The sequence below is a fragment of the Burkholderia arboris genome (assembly GCF_902499125.1).
Taxonomy (GTDB): Bacteria; Pseudomonadota; Gammaproteobacteria; order Burkholderiales; family Burkholderiaceae; genus Burkholderia; species Burkholderia arboris.
Genome location: NZ_CABVPX010000013.1, coordinates 152052 through 170262, shown reverse-complemented (window position 1 = coordinate 170262; position 18211 = coordinate 152052). Strand labels below are relative to the sequence as shown.

Here is an 18211-nt window from a genome sequence, read left to right as displayed (position 1 = left end):
AGACAAGAAAAAAGCCCGCTTGCGCGGGCTTTTTCATTGCATGGCGCACATGGCTCGCCTGCGGTCAGAACGTCTCGTCGGCCGACAGATAGCGCCATTGGCCTTGCGGCAGCGCGCCGAGCATCACGCGGCCCATCCGCACGCGCTTCAGGCCGATCACGTCGAGGCCGACCAGTTCGCACATGCGGCGGATCTGGCGTTTCTTGCCTTCGCGCAGCACGAAGCGAAGCTGCTCGCCGTTCTGCCAGCTCACCAGCGCGGGCTTCAGCGCGACGCCGTCGAGTTCGAGGCCGTGACGCAGCTTCGCGAGCGATTCCGCCGGGAAGTGCTGGTCGATGTCGATCAGCTGCTCGCCGAAGCGCACGCGCACCAGGTATTCCTTGTCGATGTCCGATTGCTCGCCGATCAGCTGCTTCGCGATCACGCCGTTCTGCGTCAGCACGAGCAGGCCGGTGGAGTCGATGTCGAGCCGGCCGGCCGGTGCGAGCGCATGCAGGTGCTGCGGCGAGAAGCGCACCGGCGAATGATCGCCGCTCCAGCGGTTCGCGCGCGTGATCAGGACGGCCGCCGGCTCGTAGCCGTCTTCCGCCTGACCCGACACATAGCCGACCGGCTTGTGCAGCAGGATCGTCACCTGCGCGGCCTGCGCGGCGCTCGCGCGCTCGTCGATCTCGATTTTCTGGTCGGCGCGGACCTTGGTGCCGAGCGTGTCGATGCGTTCGCCGTCGACGAGCACCCAGCCCTTTTCGATCCATTCGTCGGCTTCGCGGCGCGAGCACATGCCGAGCTCGGACATCCGCTTCGACAGGCGCATCAGGCCCGTTTCGTCGCCGTAGTCGACGTCGGCAGAAACGCGCTTGACCGGTTGCGCGGTCTTGACCGCGCCGAACGAGCGGCGCTCGCCGTCGCGTGCGGGGCGGGCCGGGCGGTCGCCGAAGCTGCGCTTCGCGCCTTCGCCGGCTGCCTTGTCGCGGTAGGACGGGCGCTTGCCTTCGTCGGCGCCTGCGCGGCGCGGACGGGAATCGTCATCACGGCGCGGCGGGCGATCGGACGACGTGCGGCGGTCGCCGAAGCTGCGCTTCGCGCCTTCGCCGGATGCGTTGTCGCGATAGGGCGCGCGCGGGCCGCCTTCGCCAGCTGCGCGGCGCGGACGTGCATCGTCATCGCGGCGCGGCGGGCGATCGGACGACGTGCGGCGGTCGCCGAAGCTGCGTTTTGCGCCTTCGCCGGATGCGTTGTCGCGATAGGGCGCGCGCGGGCCGCCTTCGCCGGCTGTGCGGCGCGGACGTGCATCGTCGTCACGGCGCGGCGGGCGATCGGACGGCGTGCGGCGATCGCCGAAGCTGCGCTTCGCGCCTTCGCCGGCTGCGTTGTCGCGATACGGCGCACGTGCACCGCCTTCGCCACCTGCGCGGCGCGGACGTGCATCGTCATCACGGCGCGGCGGGCGATCGGACGGCGTGCGGCGGTCGCCGAAGCTGCGCTTCGCGCCTTCGCCGGATGCATTGTCGCGATAGGGCGCGCGCGGGCCGCCTTCGCCACCTGCGCGGCGCGGACGTGCATCGTCGTCACGGCGCGGCGGACGATCGGACGACGTGCGGCGATCGCCGAAGCTGCGCTTCGCGCCTTCGCCGGATGCGTTGTCGCGATACGGCGCACGTGCACCGCCTTCGCCACCTGCGCGGCGCGGACGTGAATCGTCATCTCGGCGCGGCGGACGATCGGACGACGTGCGTCGATCGCCGAAACTGCGCTTCGCGCCTTCGCCGGATGCGTTGTCGCGATACGGCGCACGTGCACCGCCTTCGCCACCTGCGCGGCGCGGACGTGAATCGTCATCACGGCGCGGCGGGCGATCCGACGACGTGCGGCGGTCGCCGAAGCTGCGCTTCGCGCCTTCACCGCCTGCGTTGTCGCGATACGGCGCGCGCGGACTGCGTTCGGCACCGCCGTCACGCGGCGCGCGCTTGGCCGGTGCGCGATCCGCGCCCGGGCGCTCGGCGCCTGCGGCCCCGCGCGGCTTGAACGAGCGTTCGCCGGCGGCGGCCGGGGCGGCCTTTTTCGGACGCGCCGGCTTGTCGCCTGCCGGCGGCGTAGCGGGACGCACCGCCTTGCGGGCGACGAGGCTGCCGGAGCGGACAGGGGCGCGGGTCGGCGACGCCGGCTTCGGATTCTTGACGGTTAGTTTGGTGCGCATAAACGCTTGAATTCATTCAGACTGCGATCGCACGCAGCAATTCGGTTTCGAGCTGGATCTGCAGGCGGTTGTCGGACAGGCCGGCACCCGCGAGCAGGAAGATGTCCTCGACGCGTTCGCCGAGCGTGTTGATCCGCGCCGCATGGACGCCGATCTGATGCTCGGCGAGTACGCGCGCGATCGAATAGAGAAGGCCCGGCCGGTCGTTGGCCGACACGGACAGGATGTAGTACTGGCCGCGCTCGTCGGCCCGCAGGTCGACGCGCGGCGTGATCGGAAACGTTCGGGACAGCCTCGACAGGCGGCCCTTGGACGGCTCCGGCAGCGGGGCGGTTTCGGCGAGCCGCGTCGCGAGCTGCTGTTCGACGAGATTCGCGATGTCGCGGTACCGCACGTCGCGTTCGGTCTGCGTGACGATGAAGTTGTCGAGCGCATAGCCGTGCCGCGTCGTGCTGACGCGTGCATCGAGCACCGACAGCCCGTTGCGGTCGAAATATGCGCAGATGCCCGCGAACAGGTCGGGGCGGTCCTTCACGTACACGAGCACCTGCAGCGCGTCACCGATCGGCGACGGCCGCGCGCGGACGATCGCGGTTTCGGCGTTCACGTGCCGGTACAGCACGCGCGTCTGCCATGCAATGTCGGCCGCATCGTGACGCAGGAAGAAGCCGACGTCGAGCTGATCCCACAGCGCGCGGTGCGCATCGTCGGGGACGGTCTCGAGGCGCAGCAGCGCGAGCGCCTGTTCCTGCCGCGACTTCAGCTCCGAATGCGCGTCGGGGTTCGCGCCGCCGAGCACCGCGAGCGTGATGCGGTACAGGTCCTCGAGCAGCTTGCCCTTCCACGTGTTCCACACCTTCGGACTCGTGCCGCGGATATCGGCGACGGTCAGCAGGTACAGCGCGGTGAGGTAGCGTTCGTTGCCGACGACTTCGGCGAAGCGCTTGATGACTTCGGGGTCGCTCGTGTCCTGCTTCTGCGCGACCTGGCTCATCGTCAGGTGATGCTGGACGAGCCATACGATCAGCGACGCGTCGTCGCCGACGATGCCGTGCTCGCGGCAGAAGCGTCGCGCATCGGCCATCCCGAGCGTCGAATGGTCGCCGCCGCGGCCCTTCGCGATGTCGTGGAACAGCGCCGCGACATACAGCACCCACGGGCGCTCGAAGTTGCCGATCAGCTGGCTGCAGAACGGGTATTCGTGCGCATGCTCGGCCACCGCGAAGCGGCGGATGTTGCGCAACACCATCAGGATGTGCTGGTCGACCGTGTACACGTGATACAGGTCGTGCTGCATCTGGCCGACGATGCGGCGGAAGTTCAGCAGATAGCGGCCGAGCACGCTCGTCTGGTTCATCAGCCGGAACGCGTGCGTGATGCCTTCGGGCTGCTGCAGGATCTGCATGAACGTGTCGCGGTTCTGCGGATCGCGACGCCACGCGTTGTTCATGATTTCGCGCGAGTTGTACAGCGCGCGCAGCGTGCGGGCGGACAGGCCCTTCACGCCGCGGGTCGTCTCGTACAACAGGAACGCTTCGAGGATCGCGTCGGGATGGCGCTCGAACACGCCGTCGTCGACGATCTCGAGCATGCCCTGCTTCTCGACGAAGCGGTCGGGCGACAGCACGCGCGTGATGCCGCTCGTCGCGGGGAAGAGTTGCGCCTCGATGTTCTGGATCAGGATCGTCGCGAGCTGCGTGACGGCTTTCGCGGCCCAGTAGTAGCGGCGCATCAGCTGCTCGCTCGCGCGCTTGGCCTGCGTCGGCTGGTAGCCGAAGCTCTCGGCGGCCTGCGTCTGCAGGTCGAACACGAGCATGTCCTGGCGGCGGCCGGCGATCACGTGCAGGCGCGCGCGCAGCGTCTTCAGGAATCCTTCGTTGCGGCGCAGTTCGCGCGCTTCGCGATCGGTGATGAGACCGCGCGTATCGAGTTCGCGCCAGCTGCTGCCGAAGCCCGCCGCGCGTGCGATCCACAGGATCGTCTGCAGGTCGCGCAGCCCGCCGGGGCTTTCCTTCACGTTCGGTTCGAGGCTGTACGGCGTGTCCTGGAACTTCGCGTGGCGCTGGCGCATCTCGAGCACCTTCGCGGTGAAGAACGCGCGGGCGTCGAGCGCCTCGTGGTAGTGCACCGTGAAACGCTCGAACAGCGCGGTGCTGCCGACGATGCGGCGCGCTTCCAGCAGCGAGGTCTGCACCGTGACGTCCTGCGATGCCTCCTCGATGCACTGCGCGACCGTGCGCACGCTGCTGCCGATCTCGAGGCCGAGATCCCACGCCATCCCGATGAAGCGCTCGATGCATGCGTCGAGTGCCGGATCGTGCGCGTCGGGCAGCAGCACGAGGATGTCGACGTCGGAATAGGGCGCGAGCTCGCCGCGCCCGTAGCCGCCGACGGCGACGAGCGCGAGCGTCGCGGGCAGCCCGCAGTCGTCCCACACGCGCTTGAGCGCATCGTCGGTGAGTTTCGACAGCGCGTGCATCAGCGACGCGACGTTCGTCGCGCGGCGAAAGCGCTCGAGCATCTCCGTCTTGGCGGCCTTGAATTCGGCGCGCCGCGACAGCGCGTCGGGCGAGGGGGCGGCGTGAGCGCTCATGGGCGGCCGTTCAGGTGCGGGTGGGGCGGGCTGGCGCGACGGCGCTCAGACGGCGGCGGCCGGTTGCGCGAACACGGGGCGCGCCGGCGTGCCGGCCGACACGGTCAGCACGTCGTAGCCGGTCTCGGTGACGAGCACCGTGTGCTCCCACTGCGCGGACAGGCTGCGGTCGCGCGTCTTGACCGTCCACTGGTCGGGCATCGTGCGGATGTCGCGCTTGCCGGCGTTGATCATCGGCTCGATCGTGAAGATCATCCCGGCCTTCAGCTCGATGCCGGTGCCCGGACGGCCGTAGTGGACGACCTGCGGATCCTCGTGGAACACCGTGCCGATGCCGTGGCCGCAGTATTCGCGCACGACGCTGTAGCCCTGCGCTTCCGCGTGCTTCTGGATCGCGTAGCCGATGTCGCCGAGGTGCGCGCCGGGCTTGACCTGGTCGATGCCGAGCCACATGCATTCGTAGGTGGTCTGCACGAGACGCTTCGCGAGGATCGAGCCTTCGCCGACGATGAACATCCGGCTGGTGTCGCCGAAGTAGCCGTTCTTGATCACGGTGATGTCGATGTTCAGCGCATCGCCGTTCTTGATCACCTTCTCGCCGGGAATGCCGTGGCAGATCACGTCGTTGACCGAAATGCAGGTGGCCTTCGGGTACGGCGGATAGCCGGGCGGCTGGTAGTTCAGCGGCGCCGGGATCGTGCCCTGTTCGTTGAGCATGAATTCATGACAGAGGCGATCGAGTTCGGCGGTCGTGATGCCCGCGACGACGTGCGGCGTGATGAAGTCGAGCACTTCGCTGGCGAGACGGCAGGCGACGCGCATCTCCGCGATATCGTGTTCGTTTTTGAGCGTAATAGCCATCGAGGTATGCCTGGAATGCGGTGAATTGACGGATTATCGCACCTTATGGCGGGCCTCGCAGCCCCTGCCGGCCGCGCGGATGCGGGTTTTCGCGGATTGTCCGGCCGGCTGCCGCACGGCTAGCGAAAGTGGCGAGCGACTTGAGAGCGGACAAATCGGCGTGCTATACTCTTTGGCTAAGTCGATATCCAAATGCCGAATTTGCCCCATCTTGGGGCGGCATGGCGATGAAAGGCTTACGGCACGGGCGTTTTGCACGTGCCGAATCGCAAGCCGGCGCAACCAGGGTGCCGGCCGCGTGGAATCGGTGCCCTTCGGGGCGGGTTCGCGCGGCGGTACGGCGGCCGGCTTAAGACCCAACCCTCGTGGAGAATTTACATGGCAGTTACGATGCGCCAAATGCTGGAAGCAGGTGTCCACTTCGGTCACCAGACGCGCTTCTGGAACCCGAAGATGGCTCCGTTCATTTTCGGTCACCGCAACAAGATTCACATCATCAACCTCGAAAAGACGCTGCCGATGTTCACGGACGCACAGAAGTACGTGCGCCAGCTGGCAGCGAACCGCGGCACGATCCTGTTCGTCGGCACGAAGCGTCAATCGCGTGACACGATCGCCCAGGAAGCGCAGCGCGCAGGCATGCCGTTCGTCAACGCACGCTGGCTCGGCGGCATGATGACCAACTTCAAGACGCTGAAGGTATCGATCAAGCGCCTGAAGGACATGGAAGCGGCAGTCGAGGCAGGCGAGCTCGAGAAGATGAGCAAGAAGGAAGCGCTGCTGTTCGAACGCGAAATCGCCAAGCTGCAGAAGTCGATCGGCGGCGTGAAGGACATGGGCGGCATTCCGGACGCAATCTTCGTCGTCGACGTCGGCTACCACAAGATTGCCGTCACGGAAGCGAACAAGCTGGGCGTGCCGGTCATCGCCGTGGTCGATACGAACCACTCGCCGGAAGGTGTGGATTACGTGATCCCGGGTAACGACGACTCGAGCAAGGCAGTCGCGCTGTACGCCGAAGGCGTGGCCGACGCGATCCTCGAAGGCCGTGCGAATGCGGTCAACGAAGTGGTCCAGGCCGCACGCGGCGACGACGAGTACGTCGAGGAAAACGCGTAACTGGCCCCGAGCCGGCGCAAAAAGGGGGCTCTCAACAGGCCCCCTTTTTTTAAGCTTGTGCGCCGGACCTGATCGCGCCGAATCGGCGCGGGTCCGGAAACGAATCTCGGCCGTTCGCGTCCAAGCGGGCGGCGTTGTGAATACAGACTCAAGGAGCGAATGATGGCGGCAATTACCGCAAGCATGGTGGCAGAACTGCGCGCAAAGACCGACGCACCGATGATGGAGTGCAAGAAGGCGCTGACGGAAGCCGACGGCGATCTGGCCAAGGCTGAAGAGCTGCTGCGCGTCAAGCTCGGCAACAAGGCGAGCAAGGCGGCATCGCGCGTGACGGCTGAAGGCGTCGTCGCATCGTTCGTCGGCGGCAATGCAGGCGCGCTGGTCGAACTGAACTGCGAAACCGACTTCGTCGCGAAGAACGACGACTTCCTCGCATTCTCGAAGACGGTTGCAGAACTCGTCGCGACGCAAAACCCGGCCGACGTGGCTGCGCTGTCGGCGCTGCCGCTCGAAGGCTCGACGGTCGACGCAGTGCGCCTGGCACTGATCGGCAAGATCGGCGAGAACGTCTCGATCCGCCGTTTCGTCCGTTTCGAAACCGCGAACAAGATCGCAACGTACCTGCACGGCGCGCGTATCGGCGTGATCGTCGAGTACACGGGCGCGGAAGAGCAGGTCGGCAAGGACGTCGCGATGCACATCGCGGCAATGAAGCCGGTCGCGCTGTCGTCGGCCGACGTGCCGGCAGAACTGATCGAGACGGAACGCCGCGTGGCCGAGCAGAAGGCTGCGGAATCGGGCAAGCCGGCTGAAATCGTCGCGAAGATGGTCGACGGTAGCGTCCAGAAGTACCTGAAGGAAGTGTCGCTGCTGAACCAGACGTTCGTGAAGAACGACAAGCAGACGATCGAGCAGATGCTGAAGGCGGCGGATTCCGCCGTGCAGAAGTTCTCGCTGTTCGTCGTCGGCGAAGGCATCGAGAAGCGCCAGGACGACTTCGCCGCCGAAGTGGCCGCGCAAGTCGCAGCAGCAAAACAGCAGTAAGCAGTCAGGCAGTATCCGCGGCGGGCGTCCGCTCCGCCGCGGCCGGCGGCGCTGCCGGCCGGCCGGGAACCCCGGTCCGGTCGTCGGCGCTTGCCCGAATCAGTATTTCGCCCCTACAGTTCGTGGTTGTCATCCTCTCGTCGCTCGGAAGCCCCTATGTCCAATGCCTATAAACGCGTCCTTCTCAAACTCTCCGGCGAAGCGCTGATGGGCGACGATGCCTTCGGCATCAATCGCGCGACGATCGAACGGATGGTGGCCGATATTGCCGAAGTCGTGCGTCTCGGTACGCAGCTCGCGGTCGTGATCGGTGGCGGTAATATTTTCCGCGGTGTCGCGGGTGGCGCGGCCGGCATGGACCGCGCGACGGCCGACTACATGGGGATGCTCGCGACGATGATGAACGCGCTGGCGCTGCAGGACGCGATGCGCCACGCCGGCATCGAGGCGCGCGTGCAGTCCGCGCTGCGCATGGACCAGGTCGTCGAGCCGTACATCCGGCCCCGCGCGATCCGCCAGCTCGAGGAAGGCCGCGTCGTGATCTTCGCGGCCGGTACGGGCAACCCGTTCTTCACGACGGACACGGCCGCCGCGCTGCGCGGTTCGGAAGTGGGCGCGGAGGTCGTGCTGAAGGCGACCAAGGTCGATGGCGTATATTCTGCCGATCCGAAGAAGGATCCGTCGGCCACGCGTTACACGACGATCACTTTCGACGAGGCGATCAGCCGCAATCTGCAGGTGATGGACGCGACGGCCTTTGCGCTGTGCCGCGACCAGAAGCTGCCGATTCGCGTGTTTTCGATCAACAAGCCGGGCGCGCTCAAGCGCATCGTGCTGGGCGAGGACGAAGGTACGCTCGTCCACGTGTAAACTCCCGCGGATGCGGGTCGTCGGCCGCGGCGTATGTCCTGCGCCGGGCGGGGCCCGCGTTCTTTGAAGGTTTGAAGGTTCGGAGGTTGAAATGAGTGTCGCTGATACCAAGAAGGGCGTCGAGCAAAAGATGCAGCGCTCGATCGATGCATTCAAGAGCGATCTGGCAAAGATCCGTACGGGCCGTGCGCACACCGGCATGCTCGATCACGTGCAGGTTGACTACTACGGGTCGATGGTGCCGATCTCGCAGGTTGCCAACATGACGCTCGTCGACGCACGGACGATCGGTGTGCAGCCGTGGGAAAAGCCGATGGTCGCAAAGGTCGAGAAGGCCATTCGCGAAGCCGATCTCGGCCTGAACCCGGCAACGTCCGGCGATCTGATCCGCGTGCCGATGCCCGCGCTGACGGAAGAGCGCCGCCGCGAGCTGACCAAGGTCGTGAAGAGCGAAGGCGAAACGGCCAAGGTCGCGATCCGCAACCTGCGCCGCGACGCGAACGAAGCGCTCAAGAAGCTCGTGAAGGACAAGGAAATCTCGGAAGACGACGAGCGCCGTGCGAGCGACGACGTGCAGAAGCTGACCGACAAGCACGTTGCCGAAATCGACAAGCTCGTGCAGAGCAAGGAAGCCGAGATCATGACGGTCTGACGACCGTCCTCGCGCGCCGCCTTCTTCCCGCATTACTGTCTCAACGGCCATGACCTATACCAGCTCTACCGTTCGCGTGCCTGACGTCGGCGTCGTGCCGCGTCACATCGCGATCATCATGGACGGCAACGGCCGTTGGGCGACCGAACGCCGCTTGCCGCGCGTCGCGGGGCACACCCGCGGCGTCGATGCCGTCCGGGCGGTGGTCGAAGGTTGCGCGCGCGCCGGCGTCGAATACCTGACGCTGTTCGCGTTCAGTTCGGAAAACTGGCGCCGGCCGAACGACGAAGTGTCGTTCCTGATGCGGCTGTTCATCACTGCGCTCGAGCGCGAGGTCGGCAAGCTGCATGCAAACGGGATCCGCCTGCGTGTCGTCGGCGATCTCGACCGTTTCGAGCCGCGCATCCGCGAACTGATTCGCCGCGCCGAAACCAAGACGGCGCGCAATACGCGCCTGACGCTCACCATCGCGGCCAACTACGGCGGCCGGTGGGACATCCTGCAGGCGACGAAGAAGCTCGTCGAGCAAGCCGTGCGCGAAGGTCGCGAGGTCGAAGTGACCGAGGACGCATTCGCGCCGCACCTGGCGATGGCCTATGCGCCGGAGCCCGATCTCTTCATCCGTACGGGCGGCGAGCAGCGCGTCAGCAACTTTCTGCTGTGGCAGCTCGCGTACGCCGAGTTCTATTTCACCGACAAATACTGGCCGGACTTCGACGGCGCGGCACTGGCCGACGCGATGGCGTCGTATACCGAGCGCGAGCGCCGTTTCGGGCGCACGAGTGCGCAGCTCGAACCGCAATCGCAAAACGCCGACTCCCTTTCATGCTGAAAACCCGTGTGATCACGGCGATCGTGATGCTGGCAGTGCTGCTGCCGGTGACGCTGTTCGCGCCGCTCACGGCGTTCGGCGCGCTGATCGGCGCCGTGCTCGTGTTCGCCGCGTGGGAGTGGGCGCGCCTGCTGAAGCTCGGCGGCGCCGGCCCGGTCGTCTATGCGGTCGTCGCGGCGCTTGCGCTGGCGGCCACCACGCCGCTCGGCGTCGATGCGGCCGGATCTCGCCCTCTTTTCATGGCGGCCGGCGTGTTCTGGCTGCTGGTCGGTCCGTTCGCGCTGCGGCGCAAGCCCGAACTCGCGGGCGGCGTCTGGCGGCCGTTCCTGCTCGCCGCCGGCCTGATCGTGTTCGCGGCCTGCTGGCATGCGCTCGTCGCGGCGCGTGCGCAGGGCGTGCCGTTCGTGCTGTCGCTGCTACTGGTCGTCTGGCTGGCCGATATCGGTGCATACTTCGCGGGCAAGGCCTTCGGAAAGCGTAAACTGGCCATCACGATCAGCCCCGGCAAGAGCTGGGAAGGCGCGATCGGCGGCTGGCTGGCGGTGATGGTCGTCGCCGGTGCCGCGATGGCCGCGCATGCGTTCGAGCCGACCCTGTTTTCTGCATTTGCCGCCCGCTACGGGATGTCCGGCGCGTGGGCTGCGCTGACGCTGCTGGTTGCGTACAGCGTGATCGGCGACCTGTTCGAGTCGCTGCTGAAGCGGCAGGCGGGCGTCAAGGATTCGAGCGGACTGCTGCCCGGCCACGGCGGCGTGCTCGACCGTGTCGACGCGCTGCTGCCGGTGCTGCCGCTCGCGATGCTGCTGCTTGGTTAAACCATTAATTCTGTTATGCAAAAACGTCTGACATTGCTCGGTTCCACGGGCTCGATCGGAGACAGCACGCTCGACGTGGTCGCCCGCCATCCCGAGCGCTTCTCGGTCTACGCGCTGACTGCGCACCGCAACGGCGACAAGCTCGTCGAGCAGTGTCTGCGCTTCGCGCCCGAAGTGGCGGTGGTCGGCGATGCCGCGACGGCCGCACACGTCGAAGCGAAACTGCGCGGGGCAGGCAGCAAGACGGCCGTGCTGTACGGCCCGCAGGCGCTCGTCGACGTGTCGACGAGCGATGGCTGCGATACGGTGGTCGCGGCGATCGTCGGCGCGGCCGGCCTGGCGCCGAGCCTCGCGGCTGCGCGCGCCGGCAAGCGGATCCTGCTCGCGAACAAGGAAGCGCTCGTGATGTCGGGCGCGATCTTCATGGACGCCGTGCGCGACCACGGCGCGATCCTGCTGCCGGTCGACAGCGAACACAACGCGATCTTCCAGTGCATGCCGCGCGACGCGGCCGAGCACGGCGGGATCTCGAAGATCATCCTGACTGCGTCGGGCGGTCCGTTCCGCACGCGCGAGCCGGCCACGCTCGTCGACGTGACGCCGGACGAAGCGTGCAAGCACCCGAACTGGGTGATGGGCCGCAAGATCTCGGTCGATTCGGCGACGATGATGAACAAGGGCCTCGAGGTGATCGAGGCGCACTGGATCTTCGGGCTGCCGGGCGATCGCATCGACGTGCTGATCCATCCGCAGAGCGTGATCCATTCGCTCGTGTCGTACCGTGACGGCTCGGTGCTCGCGCAGCTCGGCAATCCCGACATGCGCACGCCGATCGCGCATGCGCTCGCATTCCCCGAGCGCGTCGACGCGGGCGTCGACCAGCTCGACCTCGCGCAGATCGCGCAGCTGTCATTCGAGAAGCCCGACTACGCGCGCTTCCCGTGCCTCGCGCTCGCGCTGAAGGCACTCGAGGAAGGCGGCATCGCGAGCGCCGCATTGAACGCGGCGAACGAAGTTGCGGTCGAAGCATTTCTCGAGCGCCGGATCGGCTTCATGGCGATCGCGGCGACGGTCGACTCCGTGCTCAACGCACTGCCGAACCGCGCGCCCGACGGGCTCGACGATGTCCTGGCGGCGGATGCCGAGGCACGCCGCCTCGCCGCCGAGATCATTGCGAAAGCGCCTGCGCCACGCGTGGAGCGTACTGTCTGAATGGGGTGCTCATGAACGTGCTGGTCGAACTGGTCGCGTTTGCGGTGGCGATCGGGGTACTGGTCGTCGTGCATGAGTACGGACACTATCGCGTCGCGCGCTGGTGCGGCGTGAAGGTGCTGCGTTTCTCGATCGGCTTCGGCCAGCCCATTGCGCGCTGGGTCAGCCGCCGGACCGGCACCGAGTGGACGCTGTCCGTGCTGCCGCTCGGCGGCTACGTGAAGATGCTCGACGAGCGCGATCCGGGCCCCGGCATCCAGCCCGAGGAGCTCGGGCAGGCGTTCAACCGGCAATCCGTCTACAAGCGGATCGCGATTGTCGCGGCCGGGCCGATTGCGAACTTCCTGTTGGCAATCGCGCTGTTCTCGATCGTGTTTGCTACCGGCGTGACCGAGCCGGCCGCGATCGTCGCGCCGCCGGCCGCCGGCACGGTGGCGGCCCGCGCGGGCTTCGACGGCAGCGAGACGGTCGTGTCGATCCGCAACGCGCAGGGCGGCGAGTCCGAGCCGGTGCGGTCGTGGTCGGACTTGCGCTGGAAGCTGCTGTCGGCCGCGTTCGACCACCGCGAGATCGTGCTCGGCGCGCGCGACGGCAACGCGACGTTCGATTTCCGCGTCGACCTCCGCAACGTTCCCGATAGCCAGCTCGACGACGATTTCATGGCCCATCTGGGCTTCGAGACCGGCGGCGGCACGCTGTCGGTCGCATCCGTGCAGCCGGGCAGCGCGGCGGAGCAGGCCGGGCTGAAGGCGGGCGACAAGCTGGTGGCGCTCGGCGGCAAGCCGATCGGCGGCGCAACGCGTTTCATCGATTCGGTGAAGCACCACGCGGGCCAGGCGCTCGACCTGCAGATCGAGCGCGACGGCGCCACACAGACGGTGTCGATCGTGCCGCAGACGCAGCGCGACGACGAATCGGGGCAGCAGGTCGGCCGGATCGGCGCGGCGCTGTCGATGCACGCGCCGTCCGTCGACGTGCGCTACGGGCCGATCGAGAGCCTGCGGCTCGGCGCGCACCGCACGTGGGACATTTCCGTGTATTCGCTGAAGATGTTCGGGCGGATGATCACCGGCAACGCATCGCTGAAGAACCTGTCCGGCCCGGTGACGATCGCCGACTACGCAGGCAAGAGCGCGCGGCTCGGTCCGTCGGCGTTCCTGTCGTTCCTCGCCCTTGTCAGCATTAGCCTTGGCGTCCTGAACTTGTTGCCGATTCCCGTTTTGGACGGGGGGCATCTGTTATATTATGCGGTTGAAGCCGCGACCGGGAAAGCCGTCTCGGAGCGCTGGCAGCTGATTCTGCAAAGAGCCGGGTTGATCTGCATCGTCGCATTGTCGGCGATCGCGCTGTTCAACGATCTGGCTCGGTTAATCCATTTCTGAAGCGTCAGGCGGCCGCTGCTCGGCAGTCGCCCGATTTGATGCAGCTAAATATTGGGGATGCATGTTGTTCAAACCTCATCGCTTTGTACCTAAGACAGTTGCAGCGGCCGCGCTCGCCGCTCACGGCCTCGCGGCGCATGCAGCGGCACCGTTCGTGGTGCAAGACATCAAGATCGAGGGGCTGCAGCGCGTCGAAGCGGGTTCGGTGTTCGCCTATCTGCCGATCAAGCAGGGCGATACCTTCACGGACGACAAGGCATCCGAAGCAATCCGCGCGTTGTACGCGACGGGCTTTTTCAACGACGTGCGCATCGCGACGCAAGGCAACGTCGTCATCGTGCAGGTGCAGGAGCGTCCGGCCATCGCGTCGATCGACTTCACCGGCACGAAGGAATTCGACAAGGACAACCTGACGAAGGCGCTGCGCGCCGTCGGCCTCGCCGACGGCCGCTACTACGACAAGGCGCTCGTCGACAAGGCGGAGCAGGAGCTCAAGCGCCAGTACCTGACGCGCGGCTTCTATGCGGCCGAGGTCAAGACGACGATCACGCCGGTCGATGCGAACCGCGTGTCGATCCTGTTCGCGGTGGCCGAAGGCCCGAGCGCGAAGATCCGCCAGATCAACTTCATCGGCAACAAGGCGTTCAGCACGAGTAAGCTGCGCGACGAGATGCAGCTGTCGACGCCGAACTGGTTCTCCTGGTACACGAAGAACGACCTGTACTCGAAGGAAAAGCTCACCGGCGACCTCGAGGCCGTGCGCTCGTACTACCTGAACCGCGGCTACCTCGAGTTCAACATCGAGTCGACCCAGGTGTCGATCTCGCCCGACAAGAAGGACATGTACCTGACGGTCACGCTGCACGAAGGCGAGCCGTACACGGTGTCGGGCATCAAGCTGTCGGGCAACCTGCTCGATCGCGAGGCCGAACTCACCAAGCTGATCAAGATCAAGCCGGGCGACCGCTTCTCGGCCGAAAAGCTCCAGCAGACCACCAAGTCGATCGTCGACAAGCTCGGTGAATACGGCTACGCCTTCGCGACCGTCAACGCGCAGCCGGACATCGACCAGGCGAACCACAAGGTGAACCTGAACCTCGTCGTCGATCCGAGCCGCCGCGTGTACGTGCGCCGCATCAACGTCGTCGGCAACACGCGCACGCGCGACGAGGTGGTGCGCCGCGAAATGCGCCAGCTCGAAAGCTCGTGGTTCGATTCGAACCGCCTCGCGCTGTCGAAAGATCGCGTCAACCGTCTCGGCTACTTCACCAACGTCGACGTGACGACGGTGCCGGTCGAAGGCACGAACGACCAGGTCGACGTGAACGTGAAGGTCGACGAAAAGCCGACCGGCGCCATCACGCTGGGCGCGGGCTTCTCATCGACGGACAAGGTCGTGCTGTCGGCCGGCGTGTCGCAGGACAACGTGTTCGGTTCGGGTACCAGCCTGTCGGTGAACGTCAACACCGCGAAGAGCTACCGTACGCTGACCGTCACGCAGGTCGACCCGTACTTCACGGTCGACGGCATCAAGCGGATCACGGACGTCTACTACCGTACGTACCAGCCGCTGTACTATTCGACGAGCTCGAGCTTCCGGATCATCAGCGCGGGCGGCAACCTGAAGTTCGGTATTCCGTTCTCGGAAGTCGACACCGTCTACTTCGGCGCGGGCTTCGAGCAGAACCGCCTCGACGTCGATTCGAACACGCCGCAGAGCTACCAGGATTATGTGAACCAGTTCGGCCGCGTGTCGAACACGGTGCCGCTGACGGTGGCCTGGTCGCGCGACGCGCGTGACAGCGCGCTGATTCCGAGCCGCGGCTACTTCACGCAGGCGAACATGGAGTACGGCGTGCCGGTCGGCAAGATCCAGTACTACAAGGCCGACCTGCAGGCGCAATACTACTATTCGTTCTCGCGCGGCTTCATCCTGGGCATGAACCTGCAGGGTGGCTACGGCAACGGTATCGGCAACCCGTACCCGATCTTCAAGAACTACTACGCGGGCGGTATCGGCTCCGTGCGTGGCTACGAGCCGAGCTCGCTGGGCCCGCGCGACACGAAGACGAACGACCCGATCGGCGGTTCGAAGATGCTCGTCGGCAACATCGAACTGACGTTCCCGCTGCCGGGCACCGGCTACGACCGCACGCTGCGCGTGTTCACGTTCCTTGACGGCGGTAACGTGTGGGGCAACGCACCGGGCGGCACGAGTACGGGCGCGAACGGCCTGCGCTACGGCTACGGTGTGGGTCTCGCGTGGATCTCGCCGATCGGCCCGCTGAAGCTGAGCCTCGGTTTCCCGCTGCAGAAGCACGAAGGCGACCAGTACCAGAAATTCCAGTTCCAGATCGGGACGGCGTTCTGACCGAACGCATGACAACAGCAACGAGAGGGTAATTTTGCTAACCGGTAAGTTTTCGAAACGAGTGATGTGCGCGCTGACCGTTGCGCTGGCCCTGGGCGCGGCAACGGTGCACGCACAGGACGTCGCCCGCATTGCGGCGGTCAATTCGGATCGGATCCTGCGCGAGTCGGTGCCCGCGAAGGCGGCGCAGACGAAGCTCGAAGCCGAGTTCGCGAAGCGTGACAAGGATCTGCAGGACCTGGGCGCGCGCCTGAAGTCGATGTCCGATTCGCTGGACAAGAACGGCGCGTCGCTGTCGGCTGCCGATCGTGCGCAGAAGCAGCGCGATCTCGCCCAGCTCGATACCGACTTCCAGCGCAAGCAGCGCGAGTTCCGCGAAGACCTGAACCAGCGTCGCAACGAGGAACTGGCGGCCGTGCTGGAGCGGGCGAACAAGGTCATCAAGCAGATCGCCGAGCAGCAGAATTACGACCTGATCGTGCAGGAAGCCGTGTACGTCAGCCCGCGCATCGACATCACCGACAAGGTGCTCAAGGCGCTCGCGTCCGGCTCGACGAACTGAACGGAGCAGACGACGAATGGCATTGACGCTTGAGGAACTCGTAAAGCGGTTCGGCGGCGAGATCGCCGGCGACGCACAGTGCAAGGTGGGCGGGCTCGCACCGCTCGACCAGGCAGGCCCTCAGCAACTCGCGTTCCTCGCGAATCCGAAGTACCTGTCGCAGGTCGAGACGACCCGGGCAGGCGCGGTGCTGATCGCACCGAAGGATCTGGAGAAGCTGGGTGCGGCCGCTAGCGGCCGCAATTTCATCGTCACGCCGAATCCGTACGCGTACTTCGCGCGCGTCGCGCAGATGTTCATCGACCTGGCCACGCCGCAGCGCGCCGCCGGCGTGCATCCGAGCGCGACGATCGATCCGGCCGCGAAGATCGCCGCGAGCGCGGTGATCGGCCCGCACGTGACGGTCGAGGCCGGCGCGGTGATCGAGGACGGCGTGCAGCTCGACGCGAACGTCTTCGTCGGCCGCGGCACGACGATCGGCGCCGGTTCGCACTTCTATCCGAACGCATCGGTGTACCACGGCTGCAAGATCGGCCCGCGCGCGATCGTCCATTCGGGCGCCGTGATCGGCTCCGACGGCTTCGGCTTTGCACCGGATTTCGTCGGCGACGGCGACGCGCGCACCGGCAGCTGGGTCAAGATCCCGCAGGTCGGCGGCGTGACGATCGGCCCGGACGTCGAAATCGGCGCGAACACGACGATCGATCGCGGCGCGATGGCGGATACCGTCATCGAGGAATGCGTGAAGATCGACAACCAGGTCCAGATCGGCCACAACTGCCGGATCGGCGCCTATACGGTGATCGCCGGCAGCGCTGGCATCGCGGGCAGCACGACGATCGGCCGCCACTGCATGATCGGCGGCGCGGCCGGGATCGCCGGCCACGTGACGCTCGGCGACTATGTCATCATCACCGCGAAGTCGGGCGTATCGAAGTCGCTGCCGAAGGCCGGCATCTATACCAGCGCGTTTCCGGCCGTCGACCACGGCGAATGGAACAAGAGCGCCGCGCTCGTGCGCAACCTCGACAAGCTGCGCGAGCGCATCAAGGTGCTCGAAGCCGCGCTCGCCGCCCAGGGCGGCACGGACGCCTGAGCGCATCATGCGAGACCACGAACCGGGCACGGCCAGCGCAACCGGCCCGGTTTGCCAGACTGGGCCGCGCGGCGGCCCGCTTCAGCCTTTGCATCACCACCGCGCAGCCCCTGCGTGAGACGAACCATCATGAGCACTGAAAAAATCAATCTCGACATCCACAAGATCCTCACGCTGCTGCCGCATCGCTACCCGATTCTGCTCGTCGATCGCGTGCTCGAACTCGAGCCGCACAAAGGAATCAAAGCGCTGAAGAACGTGTCGATCAACGAGCCGTTCTTCCAGGGGCATTTCCCGAAGCGGCCGGTGATGCCGGGCGTGCTGATCCTCGAGGCGCTCGCGCAGGCGGCCGCACTGCTGACCTTCGCGGAAGAGCAGCCGAAGGATCCGGAGAACACGCTGTACTACTTCGTCGGCATCGACGGCGCGCGCTTCAAGCGCGTGGTCGAACCGGGCGACCAACTGATTCTGAACGTGACGTTCGAACGCTACATCCGCGGCATCTGGAAGTTCAAGGCGGTGGCGGAAGTGGACGGCAAGGTGGCGGCGGAAGCCGAGCTGATGTGCACGGTCAAGACGGCCGACGCGGCGCCCTGAGCGACGCG

Annotated in this window: 15 protein-coding genes; 12 read left to right on the top strand and 3 right to left on the bottom strand. The window is 66.2% G+C overall.

Annotated elements, in window-relative coordinates:
• Window positions 1–64 precede the first annotated feature (64 nt).
• From BLA15945_RS17935 to map, 3 genes are read right to left on the bottom strand one after another with little or no spacing between them, the layout of a single operon-like run.
• Window positions 65–2197 (bottom strand): pseudouridine synthase, encoded by a 2133-nt coding sequence (locus BLA15945_RS17935; RefSeq protein WP_174993037.1) that lies wholly within the window; start codon window positions 2195–2197, stop codon window positions 65–67.
• A 16-nt stretch (window positions 2198–2213) separates the two neighbouring features.
• Window positions 2214–4790, bottom strand: coding sequence for a [protein-PII] uridylyltransferase (locus BLA15945_RS17930; RefSeq protein WP_059233850.1), 2577 nt, complete (start codon window positions 4788–4790; stop codon window positions 2214–2216).
• 45 nt (window positions 4791–4835) lie between these two features.
• The gene (gene map, locus BLA15945_RS17925) at window positions 4836–5651 is read right to left on the bottom strand and encodes a type I methionyl aminopeptidase (protein ID WP_059233851.1); all 816 of its coding nucleotides are present in this window, start codon (window positions 5649–5651) and stop codon (window positions 4836–4838) included.
• A gap of 378 nt (window positions 5652–6029) precedes the next feature.
• Between map and rpsB the strand changes: the two genes are divergently transcribed.
• From rpsB to fabZ, 12 genes are all read left to right on the top strand, one after another.
• Window positions 6030–6770: a 30S ribosomal protein S2 gene (gene rpsB, locus BLA15945_RS17920; RefSeq protein ID WP_006752149.1), complete on the top strand. Its 741-nt coding sequence runs from the start codon at window positions 6030–6032 to the stop codon at window positions 6768–6770.
• Between the two features lie 162 nt (window positions 6771–6932).
• Entirely contained in the window at window positions 6933–7814 is an 882-nt protein-coding gene (gene tsf / locus BLA15945_RS17915) for a translation elongation factor Ts (protein ID WP_043190814.1), read from the top strand.
• Between the two features lie 156 nt (window positions 7815–7970).
• Window positions 7971–8684, top strand: coding sequence for a UMP kinase (gene pyrH, locus BLA15945_RS17910; protein ID WP_011352459.1), 714 nt, complete (start codon window positions 7971–7973; stop codon window positions 8682–8684).
• 91 nt (window positions 8685–8775) lie between these two features.
• Window positions 8776–9336 carry a ribosome recycling factor gene (frr, locus tag BLA15945_RS17905; protein WP_048248629.1) on the top strand — a complete coding sequence of 187 codons (561 nt, stop codon included), beginning with the start codon at window positions 8776–8778 and terminating at the stop codon, window positions 9334–9336.
• A gap of 49 nt (window positions 9337–9385) precedes the next feature.
• Complete coding sequence (gene uppS / locus BLA15945_RS17900) at window positions 9386–10168, top strand: polyprenyl diphosphate synthase (protein ID WP_006478494.1); 783 nt, start codon at window positions 9386–9388, stop codon at window positions 10166–10168.
• Window positions 10162–10983, top strand: a complete 822-nt coding sequence (locus tag BLA15945_RS17895; RefSeq protein WP_059233852.1) for a phosphatidate cytidylyltransferase — start codon at window positions 10162–10164, stop codon at window positions 10981–10983. Before uppS ends, BLA15945_RS17895 begins: the two co-directional genes overlap by 7 nt.
• 15 nt (window positions 10984–10998) lie before the next feature.
• Window positions 10999–12195 (top strand): 1-deoxy-D-xylulose-5-phosphate reductoisomerase, encoded by a 1197-nt coding sequence (locus tag BLA15945_RS17890; RefSeq protein WP_174993036.1) that lies wholly within the window; start codon window positions 10999–11001, stop codon window positions 12193–12195.
• An 11-nt stretch (window positions 12196–12206) separates the two neighbouring features.
• Window positions 12207–13577: an RIP metalloprotease RseP gene (rseP, locus tag BLA15945_RS17885; protein ID WP_174993035.1), complete on the top strand. Its 1371-nt coding sequence runs from the start codon at window positions 12207–12209 to the stop codon at window positions 13575–13577.
• A 61-nt stretch (window positions 13578–13638) separates the two neighbouring features.
• Window positions 13639–15948, top strand: coding sequence for an outer membrane protein assembly factor BamA (gene bamA, locus BLA15945_RS17880; protein WP_059233855.1), 2310 nt, complete (start codon window positions 13639–13641; stop codon window positions 15946–15948).
• A 64-nt stretch (window positions 15949–16012) separates the two neighbouring features.
• Window positions 16013–16510: an OmpH family outer membrane protein gene (locus BLA15945_RS17875; RefSeq protein ID WP_059233856.1), complete on the top strand. Its 498-nt coding sequence runs from the start codon at window positions 16013–16015 to the stop codon at window positions 16508–16510.
• A gap of 16 nt (window positions 16511–16526) precedes the next feature.
• Window positions 16527–17606, top strand: coding sequence for a UDP-3-O-(3-hydroxymyristoyl)glucosamine N-acyltransferase (lpxD, locus tag BLA15945_RS17870; protein WP_174993034.1), 1080 nt, complete (start codon window positions 16527–16529; stop codon window positions 17604–17606).
• Window positions 17607–17735: 129 nt separating this feature from the next.
• Window positions 17736–18203 (top strand): 3-hydroxyacyl-ACP dehydratase FabZ, encoded by a 468-nt coding sequence (gene fabZ / locus BLA15945_RS17865; protein WP_006495559.1) that lies wholly within the window; start codon window positions 17736–17738, stop codon window positions 18201–18203.
• The last annotated feature ends 8 nt before the right edge of the window (window positions 18204–18211 follow it).